Source organism: Pseudomonas sp. CFBP 13719 (assembly GCF_014842095.1).
Taxonomy (GTDB): domain Bacteria; phylum Pseudomonadota; class Gammaproteobacteria; order Pseudomonadales; family Pseudomonadaceae; genus Aquipseudomonas.
Genome location: NZ_JACYVB010000003.1, coordinates 173,463 through 189,688, shown reverse-complemented (window position 1 = coordinate 189,688; position 16,226 = coordinate 173,463). Strand labels below are relative to the sequence as shown.

Below are 16,226 nucleotides of genomic sequence, written 5' to 3'. Positions count from 1 at the left end.
CTGAGGTTCATGCTCGCCTCCTAATTGACTCAATGTCCCCATCGTCTAAATCAAACCATTCTCCGTTGATTCGCTTGCTGGCAAAGCGCGCGTGGTAACGGGCTTCTGCGATGTGACAATCGTCAAACCAGGCGCATAACGGAATCGTATAAATGAACGGCAGTTTCGCGCCGAAAGCCCGCATTCGGTTGGGAATATTACGCGTTCTGCCTACCTTGTATCCGTAAGCCGATTTTAATAGGTAGACAACACCCGACTTCGCCCCAGTCATCGGGTCGCCGATTACTTCAATGGGATTCAGCCTGCCGGAGTCGACAGAACTGGTTCGGGGCTTCAACGCTTTTTTTGGCCTTTCGGACATAGTGGCTGTAGTACGAAGCTCCATTTCCGGAAAGCTGCCGCTCCATAGTTCATGTAGACCATAGTCAGCAATTTTTGACGGCGCGAAGCCAAATGCTCCACTGCTCCATCGCCCTCGACCTGCACCAGTATCAACCCAGATTTCTGCAGATGTTGGTTTCCAGTCGACTTCGCGGATTGAGCCTGATACTCCAGTGATGACACCTATCCATCGGAGAACTCCCGTTTGCGTCGTGGCGTCGTAGGCAGCGATGGTGATGCCATGACCGACTGCGGGAGGGGATTTTTGGCTAGCTAGCTCATTCGGCAAAGAAAACGATGATGCGGGTTGCAGAGTCTCTGTGTCGAGATGACAAGCAACTCTCCAATATTTCGCCGGGGTCAGCATCCTGCACTCTCCAAACGTAGCTCAGCGCACGCTCAATAATCATTAGGGCTAAGCAAATCTGCATTAGCTTACCCGTTGGCGTCAATAGCAGTCGGGAGTATGCAGAACTCAACCCCCTAGCAAACCCCAGATTTTTTTCGAGTGCCCGCCGTTGTTCAAACCTGATTCTGTTCTAGGCTGTTGGCCAGCCCCTATGTGAGGCATTCGTAAAACCGAGGGCGCGGCCCAGAATCATCAGAAGCGTGATCATGGAGGCCCGGAGGTTCGAGACGCAAATTGAGCTGGGAAATGACAGCTGACCGCAGAGCAGCATGCCCTACTATGTAGGTTCTCAGCGTTTATGGGCGCTTCGACCAGATGACCAGTTCTTAATAGCCACCAGCGGTGCTGCTAGAATGGAATGTGCAGCAAACGCAAATTTTTGAGACCGTCCATGAACCCAAAATTGACAGAAGAAGAGATGCGCCGTGCCCTTTTCGGCGATGTAGATGAGCCCGAGCCAATCAACGCACCCGTCAATCAGGGGCACGTTCCAGAAGCGGTGATTCTGCCGGTTAGCAAACCCCTGGTGAAGAAGAAAGCCGCGAAAGCGTTCACTCCGAGACTGAAGGTCACGCTCCGGGTCGGAAATGAGTATGAAGGCGAGACGTTTGAGATGACTCATGAGGCTGACACCTTGAGCACCTTGCTGGCAGAGCAAGAGGCAACGAAGGCGGCGAGGAAGAAATACAGGTACGTAGAAGTTATCTCAGTTAAATCGATGTAGCCCACTTGGATAATTCATCCAGCTCATCTCAAGCTGAGTCGCCGCCGCAAGAGCAGTAAAGCTTCCCTCCTCAACGCATCCTACCCTGCGAAACTTACAACTTTTGAATTGAGTGCCTCAGCGATCAGGGTTGGATAAACCAAAGCGGGCTGACTAGAATTCAGCTTTTCACTTTGCGATCATTCCTCACCAGTGAGATTTAAGAAGTCTCACTGGTGAGGAATGACTCAAGGATTATTATTACTGGCCTCTTGAACTCTTTCCGAAATTCGTCAAGAATCACGGCGTGCACGACGCCCACGATTATCGAACTAGAAAAACATTGTGCTTTGGGGCAGTTATGAAATTTCTTGTAAGTTACGTCAGTGTTGATATCACCGTGAAATCAATTGCTCTGGGCGACGGTTCTACGTTGAGTACGATCAAGCACGAAATCATCGACACTCGAGCCTACGCATACTTGGGATGCAGCTCCATTAGAGATATCGAAGCAGCCTATGAAGGCGGCCGAAACTACGTAGAAAGCGATGATGAAATCACGTGTCCGAAGCAGAAAATCAAGGTTTTGATGGTTGAACCCATCCAAGTACCTTGGGCCGCCTAATGGCATGAAAGGGTATCCACCTCCCGCCTAAAGCGCGGCAGGGATGTAACCCGGTAGATGACTGGGGCCATGGAATTTGCCCCACTTCATCACTCGTTCTCTTGTAGCAACGGTGCATGAATGTCGTACTCGAAATTCTTGACCAGATCTAAGGCGCTCAAGAGCGACTCTTGAGCTTTTGGCTTAACGAGACCAAGCCGGACAAGGTCTTCGCAACTAAATGATCCCAACATATTAAGTTGAACATCGCCTGGTATCATGGAAAATCGTCCTTTTCTTCACCGAGCTCAAAATCCATCATTCCCTCAAAATAGATTCTGCGGCACGGTTGCTTGGCCAGCAGGCCTTGCGCATAGAGCATCCTTGGAATCTCATACATCAGACCAGCCACCTCCCAAGGCTCTTCAATGGTAGCTTTTGCCGATGCCACAAATGTCGCTAAATCAAAATCTTGAGTAGCAACGAACGGGCCTGATCGGTCATACCCTTCGTAAATACCTGAGGCAATCGTCAGAACCTCCCCTTTTTTGATGAGCATGTCCTTACCTCAAGCGGCTAAAAGGGTATCAATGGAGCTTGTGCGGAGAAACATGGTGCTGCCCATTCGACAAGCGCCGAAATTCACGCAGGCTCCCCCGGCCATTTTCGCGCTGAAATGTAGCAATCACATAGCGAGAGTTGTCGGTAGTCATAACCCAGAATCGCCCTTCTTTCTCCACTGACACTACGTCGGATGTCCGGATCAAGTGGCCATCTTCGAATAAGCCGTTCGCTTTTCGACGTACGTGATCGAAAACAATGCCAACGCCAGTACGCGAGGTAATGAACACCCCGCAGAGGTAGGCCGTGACGGGAGCAGAGAATGCCTGTTCCTTCGCCTTGACTAGGCGTCTGAGGTCGAAGCAGGTGTGGCGCTTACTGTAAAACATGAGGTCAATATTGTTGTTCGTCTGAGTCTTCATGGGTTCTGCGTCCGTCGTAAAGGCTTTTACCAGGAATCTGCCACGCAACCATGTCTGCTGATTTCATGCGCATTTTTTGGTATTCCCTAGGCAGCTTTGATCATGCTCGAGCGGAAAATTGGTCGAAGGTTTGTTAGCAAATTGCTACTAAAGCCCGGGTTGTGTGAAGTATGGTAGGTCGCACCGCTTTCGACTTCGATCAGAAAAACGCTGCAACCCGCTTTGTCCTCGCCGTGAGTGACCTTGGCTAAAGGCTCCATCTGCCATCTCTTCCCGCCATTCATCCAAGACGGCGTCATCACCTGAATGTCGATGATCCCGGCGTCTTCATCTTGAGAAACAAGTAGCTTTTGGAGCCAAGGTTCGCTATCTACCATCAATGAGAGTTCGATCGAGCGTCCATCGTGCTGCCCCCTCAACGTAACGTGGTACCAATGTGTTTTTAGCACCCGGGAAACTTCGTGCCAGTGGGAGAGGCCTTCTCCGAGCATTCCGGGGATGCCGGCTTGGTGCTCGTCTAATGTGCGGAACATCTATTTACCCTCATTTATCTGTCACTGTTGCCCCGATCGCTCCCAGCGGTCTTACCTGAGGAGTATGGCTCAATCGTGAGCTCAAATAGGGCATCTCAGGCCGGCGAGTTCTAACTGTATCTTGGATGCCTGGACGTCCCCGCAGTCACATTTAACCGGACGAGGAAGCCGTCGCTGATCGCTTTCCGATGAACCATCCATCACCCTCGCTTCAGCTAAGCAATATCCATAAAACATTAGGTCTATCTGGAGATCCGCCACATATACGACTATAGACGTTTGCTTGGCGTCACGCAAACGCGGCATACGGTTTAGTTTTTGGGAAACACTTATGTCGCTGCGCTATTCCTTCGCGGCAGTGCTCCAACTGCTGCGCGTGCGGAAAGGGCTATCCCAAGCCGCTATGTCCGAGCATGTGGATCAGACAACTGTCAGCAAGATTGAGCTAGCCAAGAGCTCTGTTTCGGTAGATACAAGCTATGCACTGGCAACTGGTCTTCAGGTCAGCCCCACCACGCTTCTAGCGATGACTATGGCTTCTTATGATCAGCGTTCTACTAGGGAAATATTGCTCGCGTCACTGAACGAGATAGAGGCGATGGGCTTGGCCGATATTACGCTGCCAACGGAGCCACAGGACACAATGCCGCTCAATGTATCCCAAGCCAAAAAGAGGTGGATGGCCGTCCAAGAACTGAAATCCGAGGGTGCTACCCAAGCAGAGGCCTCCAGGCGGCTTGACATTCCTGAGTCGACGGTGCGACGACTGTGGCGCCGTACGCTTTCAGATTGACATTAGGCCCGTGGGCCAGCGGGATCTGGGCTGCTCATTTTTTAAGCTCCTCGACACTTTGATGCCTAGTGGAGCCATTACTACTCCATAGCTAGCGCCGATTTCCTCAGGGATCAAGATAGGCGCTGTCTCGCTCGTAGATGCTTTAAACACGAAGCATTGTCAGTTCCTGTCCGACAGGACAAAACGCTTAGCGCTTTGAGCGGATCAAGCGACATATAACCCCCGCCTTCGACACTCCAGCGCGGCGAGACAAGTCCCCCCCGACAAAAGATCCAGCGCCACAGAAATCTGAAGTGACTCAAAAAGAATGTGTCAATGTTGACAGCACTGCATCAAGAAACTCAATCTTCGGGAAATTCATAACCTATTGTTCAGTATGGTGAAATATCATCTATCCGATGCTTGTCAACAAAACGAATGGGCAGATAACAGTATCAATGGCGACCGCAGCAACTTCAGTTTCGGCTGGCTGCCCGAACAACGCGGGCAGTACGGCTCATGCCTGACCCAGGTCGACTTCAAGGCCAAGAAGGTCATGCCACGGCCTTCGATCCGCGGGATGATCGCGCGCACCTACATGTACATGAGCAAACAGTACGGGCTGCGCCTTTCGCGCCAGGACACCCAGCTGTACCAAGCCTGGGACAAGACCTACCCGGTGCAGGTCTGGGAGCGCCAGCGCAACCAGCAGGTGGCCTGCGTGATGGGCCACGGCAACGCCTTCGTCGGACCGGTGGACCTCAAGGCCTGCGGCTGAACCCGGCACGCCCTGAATTGCAACCGCGCTTCAGGGTTTGTCAGCTTCGCTGAACGGCATCACCACCGATTCGATGCCGCGCGAGCCCATCAGCCGAGCGCGCTCCTTGTCGGCCTCGGCCCGGCTGTCGAACGGCCCTAGGTAGACGAGGGTCTGGCCGTCACGCTGAATGAAGCTGGCAACGAAGCCGTTTTCCACCAGCCGCGCCGCCATATCGGTGACCGAGCCCATGTTGCGACCCGAAACGATGCGCACTTCCCAGCGCTGCCCTGGCTGTTCGGCCACATCGACCGGCGCCAGCAGTTCCTCTGCGCTGCCGCACACTTCGCGCACGCGAGGGTCGTTGCCGTCGTTGTCGATGACCACTTCGAACTGATCACCATGGGGAACGGCCGCGTAGCTGCGATAAGGTCCGTAGACGCCCTGGGCGTTCTTACCCTTTACCTGTCCACAGTAGTTGCCCTGATCGGTGGTGCGAACGTTGGTGAAGCGCGCCGTCTTGGGGTTCTCCAACAACTGCGACACCGCCTCATGGGCTTTTTCGAACGCGGTACCGCAACCGGCCAACGTCAGCATTGCCATCACCATCATCAACTTGCGCACACGGCTACCTCCAGAATTCGAGGCGGCGATTTTATCACTATCCACGCTGCCGGCGCCTGTCTGCGCATCGACCGCCGCTGACGGCTCGGCCACGTCGTGGCATCATGCAATCCTTACCTTTTCGAATAGCCAGCAGGGCCCCGACATGATCGCCAAAGAAGACCGCAACTCAGCCGCATTGGCGATATTCCTCGACGCCCACCCCGAATTGCGCGAGGAGATTCAGGTGCTCGACAGCCGCGAGCAAGCGGAACAGGTGCAGTGGGCGTTCGAGGATGAAGCCCAGGCTCAGGGCCTGGAACCGTGGGAGTTGGCGCTGCAGTTGATCGCGCAAAGCCCGGAAGAACTCAAGACCATGCGCCTGGAGGTTGACCAGGAAGTGGCGGACGCACTGGGCCTGAGCTGGGAAGACTATTGCGAATTCAATGCCGTCGAACTGTGACATGACCGACGGTCTCAAGCTCGATCGAACCCTGCTCGCCGATCACGCCTCGAAAGCATGACACCCACTTCAACCTGCGAGGCATGCCATGACTATCGATCTCGATCCCATCCCGCTTATCGGCCAGGCCGGGGAATCACCTCTTGACGATGAGGTGCACAGTGACGGCGCCGCGCTGAACGACGCCGATGACGGCGAGCCCGAAGTGCTCCCGGACGATCCGGACATCGACGGCGCCGATGCGTCTACCGAGCCCAGCTGAGTATTGAGCATCAGTCCGGCAGTACGCCAGGGTGACATGAAGCCCGCCTTGGCGAACCGATATCCAAACGATCAATAGTAGTTTTTTGCCATCACTACGGAACTGGCCAATGGCCTGCATGTCTGATGCCCGGTAACACGGGAGTAAACTATGACAAGCCGGTTCACGGACTACGAGATTCGCTACGTCCTCAACGGTGAGGCCAGGCGCTTTCAGCAGCGTGATACGCACATGAGCGATGCCGATGCCTGGTACTACGCCGCGCTGCACTCGGGCATCGGGCTGGTCTACGGCGGCACCAACCCGGCGGAACATGCGGCGCAGCTTAGAAGGCATGTCGAACGCCGCGGGCTGCGTGACGTGCAGTGGCGGCCGTTGACCTGAATCTGCGGCATCGGGCATCAGGCATTGACAGGCTGCAGCCATCCGCAATGAGGTAGCCGCAATGGTCGAGCACGATCTACTGGCTTTGTATCTGATGCGTCTCCACCATCACCAGCAGGCGTATGCAGGTGCTTTGGACGATGTGAGGCGCTGCTTGCACCGGCCCGGCGTGGGTGCGGAAGTTCACCAGGTGCTCGCTGACCTCGAACAGCGCAGTGCAGAACTGGCCAACCTCATCGAGCGTCTCGAGCATATAACCCATTGAACGCAAAAAAGGCCCACCTTTCGGTGAGCCTTTGAAGACCGCCCAGCAGAGCGGATTTTGTTTGGTAGGCGCGATTGGACTCGAACCAACGACCCCCACCATGTCAAGGTGGTGCTCTAACCAACTGAGCTACGTGCCTGCTGTGAGGCGGCATTCTACGGATTCGGGATTGCCTGTCAACTCCTTTTTTTCGCTAACCCTATGAAAAGCGGAATTATTTTTGGCAGTCGTGAATTCGACGCGCTGGTGAGGTATGGGCAACTGCGTTAGCATCCCGGCACAGGCGAAATCCACCCAGCCGAGGTTGCCCGATGTCCAGCATGCAATATCCCCCGTCCTTCTACGCCGCGTCTGCCAACGCGGCGCCGCCTCGCCCTGCCCTTCAGGACGACGTGGAAGCGGATGTGTGCATCATCGGCGCAGGCTATACCGGGCTGTCCAGTGCGCTGTTTCTGCTCGAGCGCGGTTTCAGCGTTTGTGTGCTGGAGGCGGCCAAGGTCGGCTTCGGTGCTTCGGGGCGCAACGGTGGGCAGATCGTCAACAGCTACAGCCGCGATCTGGATGTGATCGAACGCAGCGTCGGTGCCGAACAGGCGCGGTTGCTCGGCGACATGGCCTTCGAGGGCGCACGAATCATCCGTGAGCGAGTGACACGCTACGGGATCAATTGCGACTTGAAGAACGGCGGCGTTTTCGCTGCGCTGACGGTCAAACAGATGAAGCACCTGGAGGGTCAACAGCGCCTGTGGGAACGTTACGGGCATACCCAGCTGGAGCTGATGGATCAGGGCCGCATCCGTCAGGTCGTCGATTGCCAGCAGTACGTGGGCGGTCTGCTGGATGTCAGTGGCGGGCATATCCATCCATTGAACCTGGCGTTGGGCGAAGCGGCCGCGGTCGAGTCGCTGGGCGGGCGCATCCATGAACAGTCGCCGGCCCTGCGTATCGAGCGTGGCGCCAATCCAGTCGTGCATACCGCTCAGGGCCTGGTGCGGGCAAAATTCGTCATCGTTGCCGGCAATGCGTACCTGGGCGAGCTGGTGCCTGAACTGGCCGCGAAGTCCATGCCCTGCGGCACTCAGGTGATCGCCACGGAACCCTTGGGAGAAGCGCTGGCACGCAGCCTGCTGCCGCAGGACTACTGTGTGGAAGACTGCAACTATCTACTCGACTACTACCGCCTGACCGCCGACAAGCGCCTGATTTTCGGCGGTGGCGTGGTGTATGGCGCACGGGATCCAGCCAACATCGAAGCGATCATCCGGCCGAAGATGCTCAAGGCGTTCCCGCAGCTGGCGCAGGTGAAGATCGACTACGCCTGGACGGGCAACTTCCTGCTGACCTTGTCGAGGCTGCCGCAGATGGGCCGCCTGGGCGACAACATCTATTACTCTCAGGGTTGCAGCGGCCATGGGGTGACCTACACCCATCTGGCGGGCAAAGTGCTCGCCGAGGCGCTGAGCGGCCAGGCCGAGCGCTTCGATGCTTTTGCCGATCTGCCACATTATCCCTTCCCCGGCGGCCGCACCTTTGGCGCGCCGCTGACACAACTGGGCGCCTGGTATTACAGCCTGCGCGATCGCCTGGGGTTTTGATCGAAGCGCGAGCAGCCTGAAATCCTGCGGCGTCCCCCGGACGCGGCTCGCGCCGCTGCTACAGGCACCGCGATCCCCTGTAGCAGCGGCGCAAGCCGCGTCGGCGGTATAGGCGCTTTGCCTGTCACACCGCGGCGCCCCTTTCGCGGCCGATGACCGCTCCTACGGGTAACCCGCTACCCCATGTGGGAGCGGTCCGTGGCCGCGAAAGGGCCACCGTGATCCTCCAGGCATACCGCGGCGCCCCCTTCGCGGCCGATGACCGCTCCCACGGGAAGCGTTCAGGAGCCGAGGGCTTTGCGGGCGCGGGCGGCGGCGGGTTCCTGGCCGGCAGCAGCGGTCTCGCGGGCTGCGTCCAACCAGCGCTGGCGATCGACCTTGGCCGGCAGTTGGTTGGGCTGCTGTACCAAGATGGCCCAGGCGCCGGCGCTCTTCCACGCCGAATCGAAGCTGTCGAAATCCATCGGCAGCCGTCGGTTCATCCCCGAGCGCAGCAAAACGTGCCGCTTGAATCGGTCATAACCCACCAGCAGTGCATACCGCGGTTGCGACCAGAACGCCGAGCCTTCGCTGTAGCGCAGCAACACCGGGTTACCCGCCGCCACTTGAGTCAGCAACGCATTAAGCTGCGGATCGAGCGCATACACCAGCAAGCCATACTCGCGGGCTACCCGCGTGATGTTCTGCTGCAGGCGATCGGTTTCACCGGGCAGTTTCAGCGCCGGATCGAGCAACCCGGGTGTAATGGTAATGCCTTGTTGCGAGAGCATGCTGGCCAGCACCATCGAGCCGCTTTGATTGGCGTTGCCCCTATAGAACGGTACACCGTTGAGCTCCACTCGGTCCGCCAGGCCAGGCAGTGCCGGGCCGTTGTTGCTAGCGCAACCAGCCAGGCCTGCTACCAGACTGCACATCAGCAGTAGACCGGCCACGACGTTAGATCTGGGCTGCATCGTATTCCCTTGCTCCGTGGCGCCACACAGCGTGCCGCCGGAACGGCCATCATAGATTTCCCGCAGCCAGCGGTATAGCGGCTGAAGAATGGGCGGCCGCACAGGCCCGACCGACTCACGCAAATGACCTTTCGTCAATAGGTTGAAACGCACGCAGACCCTCAAGGTCATTTATTACGTGACCTAGAAGACGCGAAAGCAATGGAGGTAGTGATGAGCCTTGCAATGACAATCTTCGGCCTGATCGCCGGCTGGATGGCCGTGGCGGCCGCCATGCTCTGGGGCGTGCTGCGAATTGCCCGCCGCCACCAGCATTCACAGCCGCAGGCGCAGCCCCAGGTAACCAAGCGCTCTGCGCCCGCTGCACCTCGTCGTACCGGGGCGCCTCAGCACGTCTGACTCGTCGGTACAAGACGTCAAGCCAGCCAAAATACACAGGCGAAAAAAGGGGGCATCCATGCCCCCTCGCTTTGTCTGCCGCCTTTACACCTCGCGATTGGCCGCCAGCTTGCGCTGCTTGGACCTTCGCGACCACATGTTCAAGCCCTCGATCGTTGCCGAGAACGCCATCGCTGCGTAGATATAGCCTTTAGGCACATGTGCACCGAAGCCTTCGGCGATCAGCGTCATGCCGATCATGATCAGGAAGCCCAGGGCCAGCATGACTACCGTTGGGTTGTCGTTGATGAACTTGGCCAAAGGCTCAGCAGCCACCAGCATCACGATGACGGCGCTGACCACGGCGATGATCATGATCGGTAAATGCTCGGTCATGCCTACGGCGGTGATGATGCTGTCGATGGAGAACACCAGGTCCAGCACAAGGATCTGACCGATCGCCGAAGCGAAGCTCATGGTGACCTTGTCGCCGATCTTCGCTTCTTCCTGGTCGACCGGGTCCACGGTGTGGTGGATTTCCTTGGTCGCTTTCCACAACAGGAACAAGCCACCGGCGATCAGAATAACGTCCTTCCACGAGAACCAGTGATCCAGCACGGAGAAAACCGGCTCGGTCAGCTGGACGATGTAAGCCACGGTGCTCAGCAGGCCCAGGCGCAGGATCAGCGCCATGCTGATACCGATACGGCGTGCCTTGGCCTGAATTTCCTTGGGCAGCTTGTTGGTCAGAATCGAGATGAATATCAGGTTGTCGATGCCCAGCACGACTTCCATGATCACCAGGGTCACCAATGCCACCCAGGCGGTGGGGCTTGAAGCCAGTTCCAGTAGGTATTCCATGTATCGTTCCTGCCCTTATCACGGTTCGCTGAATGTCTGGAGAGGCTCGGCTGGTGCCGCGCACGCTAGCAAGCCCCAACTACTGGCTCTTTGCTAGCGAGGCATTCTAGAGACACGGACACCTCTGGAAAATTCGTATTTTTACCAGTTACACTTCGGTTTTTACGAAGTGTAGGTCGCCGTGCTCAATTATCGTCAGCTTCACTATTTCTGGGTCGTTGCGCGCACCGGAAGCATCGTGCGTGCCAGTGAGCAACTCAACCTCACCGCACAAACCATTAGCGGTCAGATCAGCCTGCTTGAAGAAACGTTCTGCGTGAAATTGTTTCGGCGTGTTGGCAGGCACCTGGAGCTGACCGAGGCTGGCCGCCAGGCCCTGCCCTATGCCGAGCGGATGTTTCAGATTGGCGGAGAACTGGAGGCGGTGCTGCGGACCCAACCCGATGAGGAACAGATCCCTTTTCGGGTGGGCGTGGCGGATGTGGTACCCAAGTCGATCGTCTATCGGCTGATTGCACCGACCATGGAACTGAGCGAACCGCTGCGCATTACCTGCCGCGAAGACAAGTTGGAACGGCTGCTGGCGGACCTGGCGATCCAGCGTCTGGACATGGTCATCTCCGACAGTCCGATGCCATCACACCTGGACATCAAAGGCTACAGCCAGAAGCTGGGCGAGTGCGGCATCAGCTTCTTCGCCACCGAGCAGTTGGCCGCGCGCCATGGTGGTGACTTCCCGCAATGCCTGCACGGCGCACCGCTGCTCATTCCTGGTCAGGAGAGCGTGCTGCGCAGTCGGCTGATGCGCTGGTTCGGCGATCAGGGCCTGCTGCCGCGAGTCGTCGGCGAGTTCGACGACAGTGCGTTGATGCAGGCCTTCGGGCAGTCGGGCAGCGGCATCTTCATCGCGCCCAGTGTCATTGCCGATGAAATCATGACCCAGTACCAGGTGCGGCTGATCGGGCAGACCGAAGCCGTCACCGAGTCGTTCTACGTGATTTCGGTGGAGCGCAAGGTCAAGCATCCCGGCATCGTGGCCATCACCGAAGGTGCACGCCGCGAGCTGTTCACGACGCCTGCGTGACCGCCACCCGCGCGCCGCGCCGCAGTTTTTTTCCGGGAGCCGGCCGACAACTATGGCAACATTGGTCATCGGCTTTTACACAAAGGGTGCCTCCATGAAGATCATCAACGCCAGGTTGCGCAAGACCGAAGGCCTGCACACCGTCACCTGCAGCGGCGCCCGCATTGCAGCGGTGCAGGCGCAAACCGACAAGGTCCAGGCGCAGGGTGATGACATCGACGCACAGGGGCACTTGCTGATAGCGCCGCTGGTCGAGCCGCACATTCACCTGGATGCCACCCTCACGGCCGGTGATCCGCAATGGAACATGAGCGGCACGCTGTTCGAAGGCATCGAACGCTGGGGCCAACGCAAGGCGAGCATCACCCACGAAGACACCAAGCAGCGCGCCCTGATCACCATCGGCATGCTCGCCGAGCACGGTATCCAGCACGTGCGCACGCACATTGATGTCACCGATCCGACCCTGGGTGCGCTCAGGGCGATGCTCGAAGTGCGCGAGGAAGCGCGCCACCTGATCGATCTGCAGATAGTGGCGTTTCCCCAGGAAGGGATCGAGTCCTACCCTGACGGGCGCCAACTGATGGAGCGCGCAGTGGCCATGGGCGCCGATGTGGTGGGTGGAATTCCGCACTTCGAGAACACTCGAGAACAGGGTGTCAGCTCGATCAGCTTCCTCATGGACCTGGCCGAGCGCACTGGTTGCCTGGTGGACGTGCATTGCGACGAGACCGATGATCCGCATTCACGGTTTCTCGAAGTGCTTGCCGAACAGGCCCGCGTGCGCGGCATGGGCAGCCGGGTCACGGCCAGCCATACCACGGCGATGGGCTCCTACGACAACGCCTATTGCTCGAAGCTGTTCCGCCTGCTCAAGCAGTCGGGGATCAGCTTCGTTTCCTGCCCGACCGAAAGCATTCACCTGCAGGGGCGCTTCGATACCTTTCCCAAGCGCCGCGGCGTGACCCGCGTAGCCGAGCTGGATCGGGCGGGCATGAATGTCTGCTTCGGCCAGGACTCCATCAAGGACCCGTGGTACCCGCTGGGCAACGGCAATATCCTGCGGATTTTGGACGCCGGCCTGCACATCTGCCACATGATGGGCTTCGAAGACCTGCAGCGCTCGCTCGACCTGGTCACCGACAACAGCGCTCGCGCACTGAACCTGGGCGAGCGCTACGGCATCGCCGCAGGCCGCCCGGCCAACATGGTGATCCTGGGGGCTGAAAACGACTACGAAGCCGTGCGTCAGCAGGCCAAGGCGCGGGTATCGATTCGCGGCGGCCGGGTGTTGATGACGCGGATACCGGAGCGCGTTGAGTTCAACGCCGGCTGAGTGCCGAGGCAATGAGCGACCCTGCAATCTGACAGATACGTCCTACATAGCGAGAATCATTCCTACACTCACTGCCATGCCTCGCTCCTCTCTAGAGTGGCTTGCGGCGGATTCGTCCCGCCGCTTTGCCAACATTCCATAGCCCCCAGAGAGGAGCACCATCATGCACCCAGCCACGCCCAAACCCCATGCGTTCGCCCGGCACACGCTAGCACTGGCTATTTCGGCTGTTCTGCTCACCACACTCAACCCAGCCTCGGCCGACAACCTGGTGGCAGTCGAGGGACCGATGGGTACTGCCACCGTCGAAATTCAAGCTCAGGTGCCGATCGTCGATATCGTTGCGCCGAACGCAGAAGGCCTTTCCCATAACCGCTGGCAGGACTACAACGTCGGCAGCGCTGGTCTGGTCTTGAACAACAGCCTGATTGCGGGCCAGGCGCAGGTCGCCGGTACGACCCTCGACGTCAATACCAACGTGCACTTCAGTGACAGAGCCGCCAGCACCATTCTCAACGAGGTCGTAGGCAGTCGTGGATCTACTGTAGCTGGCGAACAGGTCATCTTCGGGGAGGCTGCCGATTATGTGTTGAGCAACCCTAACGGCATTGTCCTCAACGGCGCGCGCCTGGCATTGGAGCAGGCCGGTACCGCGACGTATGTGGTGGGCACAGCGGAACTGACCGACGGCCGCATCCAGCACTACGACACGCGCTCGGCGCAGCAGGGCCTGGTAGTCGGCCAGGACGGCCTGGATGGCGGCGCGGGTTCCGTGCAGTTGATCGCGCCCTCCCTCCAGACCCAAGGCGAAATGACGGCGGGTGGAGATTTGAGCCTGTTGCTGGGTCGCCAGCGGCTCGATGTGCAGACGTTGGCCAGCAGCGACGTCATACAGCCAGAGACGGCAGTCGACGCCAGCCTGCTGGGCGCCATGCAGGCCCGGCGCATCAAGATCATCAGCACCCAGGACGGTGCAGGCGTGAACATGGGAGTCACACAGTTGCGCGCGGCTCAGGGCATTGAAATCGCCTCCGCCGGGGCGCTGACGATGAGTTCCGCCGCCCTGCGCGATGGGCAGCACGCGCAGGCGTCGATCGACGCCGGTACCGCAGACCTGCGGCTTTCGTCTTCCGGCGACATGACCTTGACGTCGCTTGCACTCAGCGGACAGCTGATTGACGCTCGGGCCGGTGGCCGCTTGACGTTCGACACGTTGAGCAACCAGACCCTGGTGCGGCGACAGGCAACTGCCGACGACCAGTGGTTCACCCTGGCACCCGGCGAATTGGACGCGCAGATCGAAGAACGCGCCCTGCTCCATGTCGGCAACAGCGTCATGTCCAAGAGCACGGTCAGACTGGACGGCGACGGTATCGAGATGGCGGCGACCCGTATCGAAGGTCCGGAATTCGTCGGCATGTACACGGTACGCGGAGGACTCAAAGCCGGAGCGAAGGTGGACAAGAGCTGGCGTACGGTTCGACTGGGCTCCTCGGATGCCCCCGAAGACAGCGCCTCCACCTACGTCGAAAGTGCGCAGTCCACCCATATCCAGGGCGGTTCCATCGCCCTGCCCAGCGCCAAGCTGACCGGCGCCTGGATTGACGGGGCTCAGTCCGTGAGTATCAGCGGGTTTGGCGAAACAGATATCAGCGGGCTGGATCTCAAGCGCACGGCCTCCCAGGGTAGCGGTGTGCGCCGTGTCACGCTGTCCGGCAGCCGCGTGCACGAGGCTTATCGAGAAGACGTCTATCAGCAGCAAGCCCAAATAAGCGCACGCGACGGCGATTTGTCCATAGGTGGCGAAGGCATCCGTATCAGTGCCGCCAGGCTCGCGGGTGCGAAGGTGAGCATGGACAGCCAAGGGGACCTGGTCATTGTCGGTTCCAGCAAGAGCGTGCATCTGGACGGTGCGCGTCCGGGTGCCGATGAGGTGCTGCGCAGCTTCGAACGCACGTCGCAAGGCAACGCGTCGACGGTGGTGACGGCGCGCGACACGCTTTCGTTACGTGCACGCGGCTCCCGGTTCAGAGCTGGCAATATCACCGTCGCCGGTTCGCACCTTTCGGCCAACCAGGCGGTGAATATCGACGCTCACAGCAACCTGTGGATCAGCGGCATGGTCGAGCAGGAAAGTTTCAAGTTGAGCGGGCCGCAGTGGAGCCCGGTGCCGGGCGAACTGCAGCACGTCCGCTGGAGCAACGCAGGGTTCCGCGAGTCGCAGGCGCGCAGCAGCATTGCTGGAGGCTCTGTGCGGCTGACGGCAGGCGACATGCTCGACGTGGCTGGCGCGGCGCTGGAGAGCAAGGGAGATATCAAGGTTGCAGCCAGCGATATTCAGTTTACCGGCAGCCTGGAGGCCACGGGGCCACGTAACCAGGCAGTCTGGCTGGACAATGATTTGCCCGAAAGTTACTTCGTGTCCGCCGACGATGAAGAGCGCGCACGGATCACTGACCGTATCCATAACGGATTTTCACTGAAGGCCGGAGGTGACGTCGACATTTCCGCGCAGAGGCTGGCCACCCATGCGGCTTCGGTGACCGCTGCGGGGCAATTGACCGTTTCGGAAAAACTGGCGTTTTTCAAGGATACCCCGGTGGATGAGAGTGATGCGATACGCCGCCATTACCACGGCCATGTCTTCGCGCAGCAATCGAGCTGGGGGGCTCTGGCGGGGGTGCCGCTCGCCGCCTTGGACGTATCCCTGGGGGCCAGCAAAGGCACCACCCTTGCGTCATCGTTCGTCGCCGGCGGTGTCGGCGTCGATACCGCCCAGCGGGTCAAGGATCTGAACATGCCGCTGACACTGCGCTGACCGACGCGTTCGCCCTGTCACACCGCGTGGGCCGCCGACGCGGCTCGCGCCGCTGCTACAGACCGCGCTCCCCTGTAGC

Annotated in this window: 19 protein-coding genes, 1 tRNA gene and 1 pseudogene; 12 read left to right on the top strand and 9 right to left on the bottom strand. The window is 58.8% G+C overall.

What is annotated here, in order from left to right:
* Positions 1 to 7: 7 nt before the first annotated feature.
* Positions 8 to 748: a GIY-YIG nuclease family protein gene (locus IFT57_RS11200; protein WP_192151423.1), complete on the bottom strand. Its 741-nt coding sequence runs from the start codon at positions 746 to 748 to the stop codon at positions 8 to 10.
* A 433-nt stretch (positions 749 to 1,181) separates the two neighbouring features.
* Between IFT57_RS11200 and IFT57_RS11195 the strand changes: the two genes are divergently transcribed.
* Positions 1,182 to 1,514, top strand: coding sequence for a hypothetical protein (locus tag IFT57_RS11195; RefSeq protein WP_192151422.1), 333 nt, complete (start codon positions 1,182 to 1,184; stop codon positions 1,512 to 1,514).
* A 340-nt stretch (positions 1,515 to 1,854) separates the two neighbouring features.
* Positions 1,855 to 2,118 carry a hypothetical protein gene (locus tag IFT57_RS11190; protein WP_192151421.1) on the top strand — a complete coding sequence of 88 codons (264 nt, stop codon included), beginning with the start codon at positions 1,855 to 1,857 and terminating at the stop codon, positions 2,116 to 2,118.
* Between the two features lie 256 nt (positions 2,119 to 2,374).
* Here IFT57_RS11190 and IFT57_RS11185 read toward each other — a convergent pair whose 3' ends face one another.
* The 3 genes from IFT57_RS11185 to IFT57_RS11175 all read right to left on the bottom strand — a co-directional run bounded on the left by IFT57_RS11185 (position 2,375) and on the right by IFT57_RS11175 (position 3,613).
* Positions 2,375 to 2,656: a hypothetical protein gene (locus tag IFT57_RS11185; protein ID WP_192151420.1), complete on the bottom strand. Its 282-nt coding sequence runs from the start codon at positions 2,654 to 2,656 to the stop codon at positions 2,375 to 2,377.
* Positions 2,657 to 2,684: 28 nt separating this feature from the next.
* Complete coding sequence (locus tag IFT57_RS11180) at positions 2,685 to 3,080, bottom strand: hypothetical protein (RefSeq protein ID WP_192151419.1); 396 nt, start codon at positions 3,078 to 3,080, stop codon at positions 2,685 to 2,687.
* Between the two features lie 86 nt (positions 3,081 to 3,166).
* Positions 3,167 to 3,613 carry a hypothetical protein gene (locus tag IFT57_RS11175; RefSeq protein ID WP_192151418.1) on the bottom strand — a complete coding sequence of 149 codons (447 nt, stop codon included), beginning with the start codon at positions 3,611 to 3,613 and terminating at the stop codon, positions 3,167 to 3,169.
* 331 nt (positions 3,614 to 3,944) lie between these two features.
* Here IFT57_RS11175 and IFT57_RS11170 point away from each other — a divergent pair, with 331 nt between their 5' ends.
* On the top strand, positions 3,945 to 4,406 hold the full coding sequence (locus tag IFT57_RS11170; protein ID WP_192151417.1) for a helix-turn-helix domain-containing protein: 462 nt from the start codon (positions 3,945 to 3,947) through the stop codon (positions 4,404 to 4,406).
* A 436-nt stretch (positions 4,407 to 4,842) separates the two neighbouring features.
* Positions 4,843 to 5,166, top strand: a pseudogene (locus tag IFT57_RS11165) (endonuclease); the annotation flags it as partial.
* A gap of 30 nt (positions 5,167 to 5,196) precedes the next feature.
* Here IFT57_RS11165 and IFT57_RS11160 read toward each other — a convergent pair.
* Positions 5,197 to 5,769 (bottom strand): SPOR domain-containing protein, encoded by a 573-nt coding sequence (locus tag IFT57_RS11160; protein ID WP_192151416.1) that lies wholly within the window; start codon positions 5,767 to 5,769, stop codon positions 5,197 to 5,199.
* Between the two features lie 145 nt (positions 5,770 to 5,914).
* Between IFT57_RS11160 and IFT57_RS11155 the strand changes: the two genes are divergently transcribed.
* From IFT57_RS11155 to IFT57_RS11145, 3 genes are all read left to right on the top strand, one after another.
* A complete protein-coding gene (locus tag IFT57_RS11155; RefSeq protein WP_192151415.1) occupies positions 5,915 to 6,211 on the top strand; it encodes a DUF6388 family protein in 297 nt (98 codons plus the stop codon).
* A gap of 88 nt (positions 6,212 to 6,299) precedes the next feature.
* A complete protein-coding gene (locus tag IFT57_RS11150) occupies positions 6,300 to 6,473 on the top strand; it encodes a hypothetical protein (protein WP_192151414.1) in 174 nt (57 codons plus the stop codon).
* 150 nt (positions 6,474 to 6,623) lie between these two features.
* A complete protein-coding gene (locus IFT57_RS11145) occupies positions 6,624 to 6,857 on the top strand; it encodes a DUF6555 family protein (protein WP_122715321.1) in 234 nt (77 codons plus the stop codon).
* 76 nt (positions 6,858 to 6,933) lie between these two features.
* On the opposite strand, the gene IFT57_RS11140 is transcribed toward IFT57_RS11145, so the two are convergent.
* On the bottom strand, positions 6,934 to 7,128 hold the full coding sequence (locus tag IFT57_RS11140) for a hypothetical protein (protein ID WP_192151413.1): 195 nt from the start codon (positions 7,126 to 7,128) through the stop codon (positions 6,934 to 6,936).
* Positions 7,129 to 7,184: 56 nt separating this feature from the next.
* A tRNA-Val gene (locus tag IFT57_RS11135) sits at positions 7,185 to 7,261 on the bottom strand.
* A gap of 172 nt (positions 7,262 to 7,433) precedes the next feature.
* Between IFT57_RS11135 and IFT57_RS11130 the strand changes: the two genes are divergently transcribed.
* Positions 7,434 to 8,717, top strand: coding sequence for an NAD(P)/FAD-dependent oxidoreductase (locus IFT57_RS11130; RefSeq protein ID WP_192151412.1), 1,284 nt, complete (start codon positions 7,434 to 7,436; stop codon positions 8,715 to 8,717).
* A gap of 281 nt (positions 8,718 to 8,998) precedes the next feature.
* On the opposite strand, the gene IFT57_RS11125 is transcribed toward IFT57_RS11130, so the two are convergent.
* A complete protein-coding gene (locus IFT57_RS11125) occupies positions 8,999 to 9,670 on the bottom strand; it encodes a peptidase C39 family protein (protein WP_122797675.1) in 672 nt (223 codons plus the stop codon).
* 213 nt (positions 9,671 to 9,883) lie between these two features.
* On the opposite strand from IFT57_RS11125, the gene IFT57_RS11120 reads away from it, so the two are divergent.
* Positions 9,884 to 10,069 carry a hypothetical protein gene (locus tag IFT57_RS11120; RefSeq protein ID WP_192151411.1) on the top strand — a complete coding sequence of 62 codons (186 nt, stop codon included), beginning with the start codon at positions 9,884 to 9,886 and terminating at the stop codon, positions 10,067 to 10,069.
* A gap of 84 nt (positions 10,070 to 10,153) precedes the next feature.
* Here IFT57_RS11120 and IFT57_RS11115 read toward each other — a convergent pair whose 3' ends face one another.
* Positions 10,154 to 10,909 carry a TerC family protein gene (locus IFT57_RS11115; RefSeq protein WP_192151410.1) on the bottom strand — a complete coding sequence of 252 codons (756 nt, stop codon included), beginning with the start codon at positions 10,907 to 10,909 and terminating at the stop codon, positions 10,154 to 10,156.
* Between the two features lie 181 nt (positions 10,910 to 11,090).
* Here IFT57_RS11115 and nhaR point away from each other — a divergent pair, with 181 nt between their 5' ends.
* The 3 genes from nhaR to IFT57_RS11100 all read left to right on the top strand — a co-directional run bounded on the left by nhaR (position 11,091) and on the right by IFT57_RS11100 (position 16,147).
* Positions 11,091 to 11,993, top strand: coding sequence for a transcriptional activator NhaR (nhaR, locus tag IFT57_RS11110; protein WP_122797677.1), 903 nt, complete (start codon positions 11,091 to 11,093; stop codon positions 11,991 to 11,993).
* A gap of 94 nt (positions 11,994 to 12,087) precedes the next feature.
* Positions 12,088 to 13,329 carry a cytosine deaminase gene (gene codA, locus IFT57_RS11105; RefSeq protein WP_192151409.1) on the top strand — a complete coding sequence of 414 codons (1,242 nt, stop codon included), beginning with the start codon at positions 12,088 to 12,090 and terminating at the stop codon, positions 13,327 to 13,329.
* Positions 13,330 to 13,492: 163 nt separating this feature from the next.
* Positions 13,493 to 16,147, top strand: a complete 2,655-nt coding sequence (locus IFT57_RS11100; protein WP_192151408.1) for a filamentous hemagglutinin N-terminal domain-containing protein — start codon at positions 13,493 to 13,495, stop codon at positions 16,145 to 16,147.
* The last annotated feature ends 79 nt before the right edge of the window (positions 16,148 to 16,226 follow it).

Coding starts and splice junctions, on each gene's coding strand:
- IFT57_RS11200 (WP_192151423.1), bottom strand. CDS start 748: ATGCTGACCCCGGCGAAATATTGGAGAGTTGCTTGTCATCTCGACACA.
- IFT57_RS11195 (WP_192151422.1), top strand. CDS start 1,182: ATGAACCCAAAATTGACAGAAGAAGAGATGCGCCGTGCCCTTTTCGGC.
- IFT57_RS11190 (WP_192151421.1), top strand. CDS start 1,855: ATGAAATTTCTTGTAAGTTACGTCAGTGTTGATATCACCGTGAAATCA.
- IFT57_RS11185 (WP_192151420.1), bottom strand. CDS start 2,656: ATGCTCATCAAAAAAGGGGAGGTTCTGACGATTGCCTCAGGTATTTAC.
- IFT57_RS11180 (WP_192151419.1), bottom strand. CDS start 3,080: ATGAAGACTCAGACGAACAACAATATTGACCTCATGTTTTACAGTAAG.
- IFT57_RS11175 (WP_192151418.1), bottom strand. CDS start 3,613: ATGTTCCGCACATTAGACGAGCACCAAGCCGGCATCCCCGGAATGCTC.
- IFT57_RS11170 (WP_192151417.1), top strand. CDS start 3,945: ATGTCGCTGCGCTATTCCTTCGCGGCAGTGCTCCAACTGCTGCGCGTG.
- IFT57_RS11155 (WP_192151415.1), top strand. CDS start 5,915: ATGATCGCCAAAGAAGACCGCAACTCAGCCGCATTGGCGATATTCCTC.
- IFT57_RS11150 (WP_192151414.1), top strand. CDS start 6,300: ATGACTATCGATCTCGATCCCATCCCGCTTATCGGCCAGGCCGGGGAA.
- IFT57_RS11145 (WP_122715321.1), top strand. CDS start 6,624: ATGACAAGCCGGTTCACGGACTACGAGATTCGCTACGTCCTCAACGGT.
- IFT57_RS11130 (WP_192151412.1), top strand. CDS start 7,434: ATGTCCAGCATGCAATATCCCCCGTCCTTCTACGCCGCGTCTGCCAAC.
- IFT57_RS11125 (WP_122797675.1), bottom strand. CDS start 9,670: ATGCAGCCCAGATCTAACGTCGTGGCCGGTCTACTGCTGATGTGCAGT.
- IFT57_RS11120 (WP_192151411.1), top strand. CDS start 9,884: ATGAGCCTTGCAATGACAATCTTCGGCCTGATCGCCGGCTGGATGGCC.
- IFT57_RS11115 (WP_192151410.1), bottom strand. CDS start 10,909: ATGGAATACCTACTGGAACTGGCTTCAAGCCCCACCGCCTGGGTGGCA.
- codA (WP_192151409.1), top strand. CDS start 12,088: ATGAAGATCATCAACGCCAGGTTGCGCAAGACCGAAGGCCTGCACACC.
- IFT57_RS11100 (WP_192151408.1), top strand. CDS start 13,493: ATGCACCCAGCCACGCCCAAACCCCATGCGTTCGCCCGGCACACGCTA.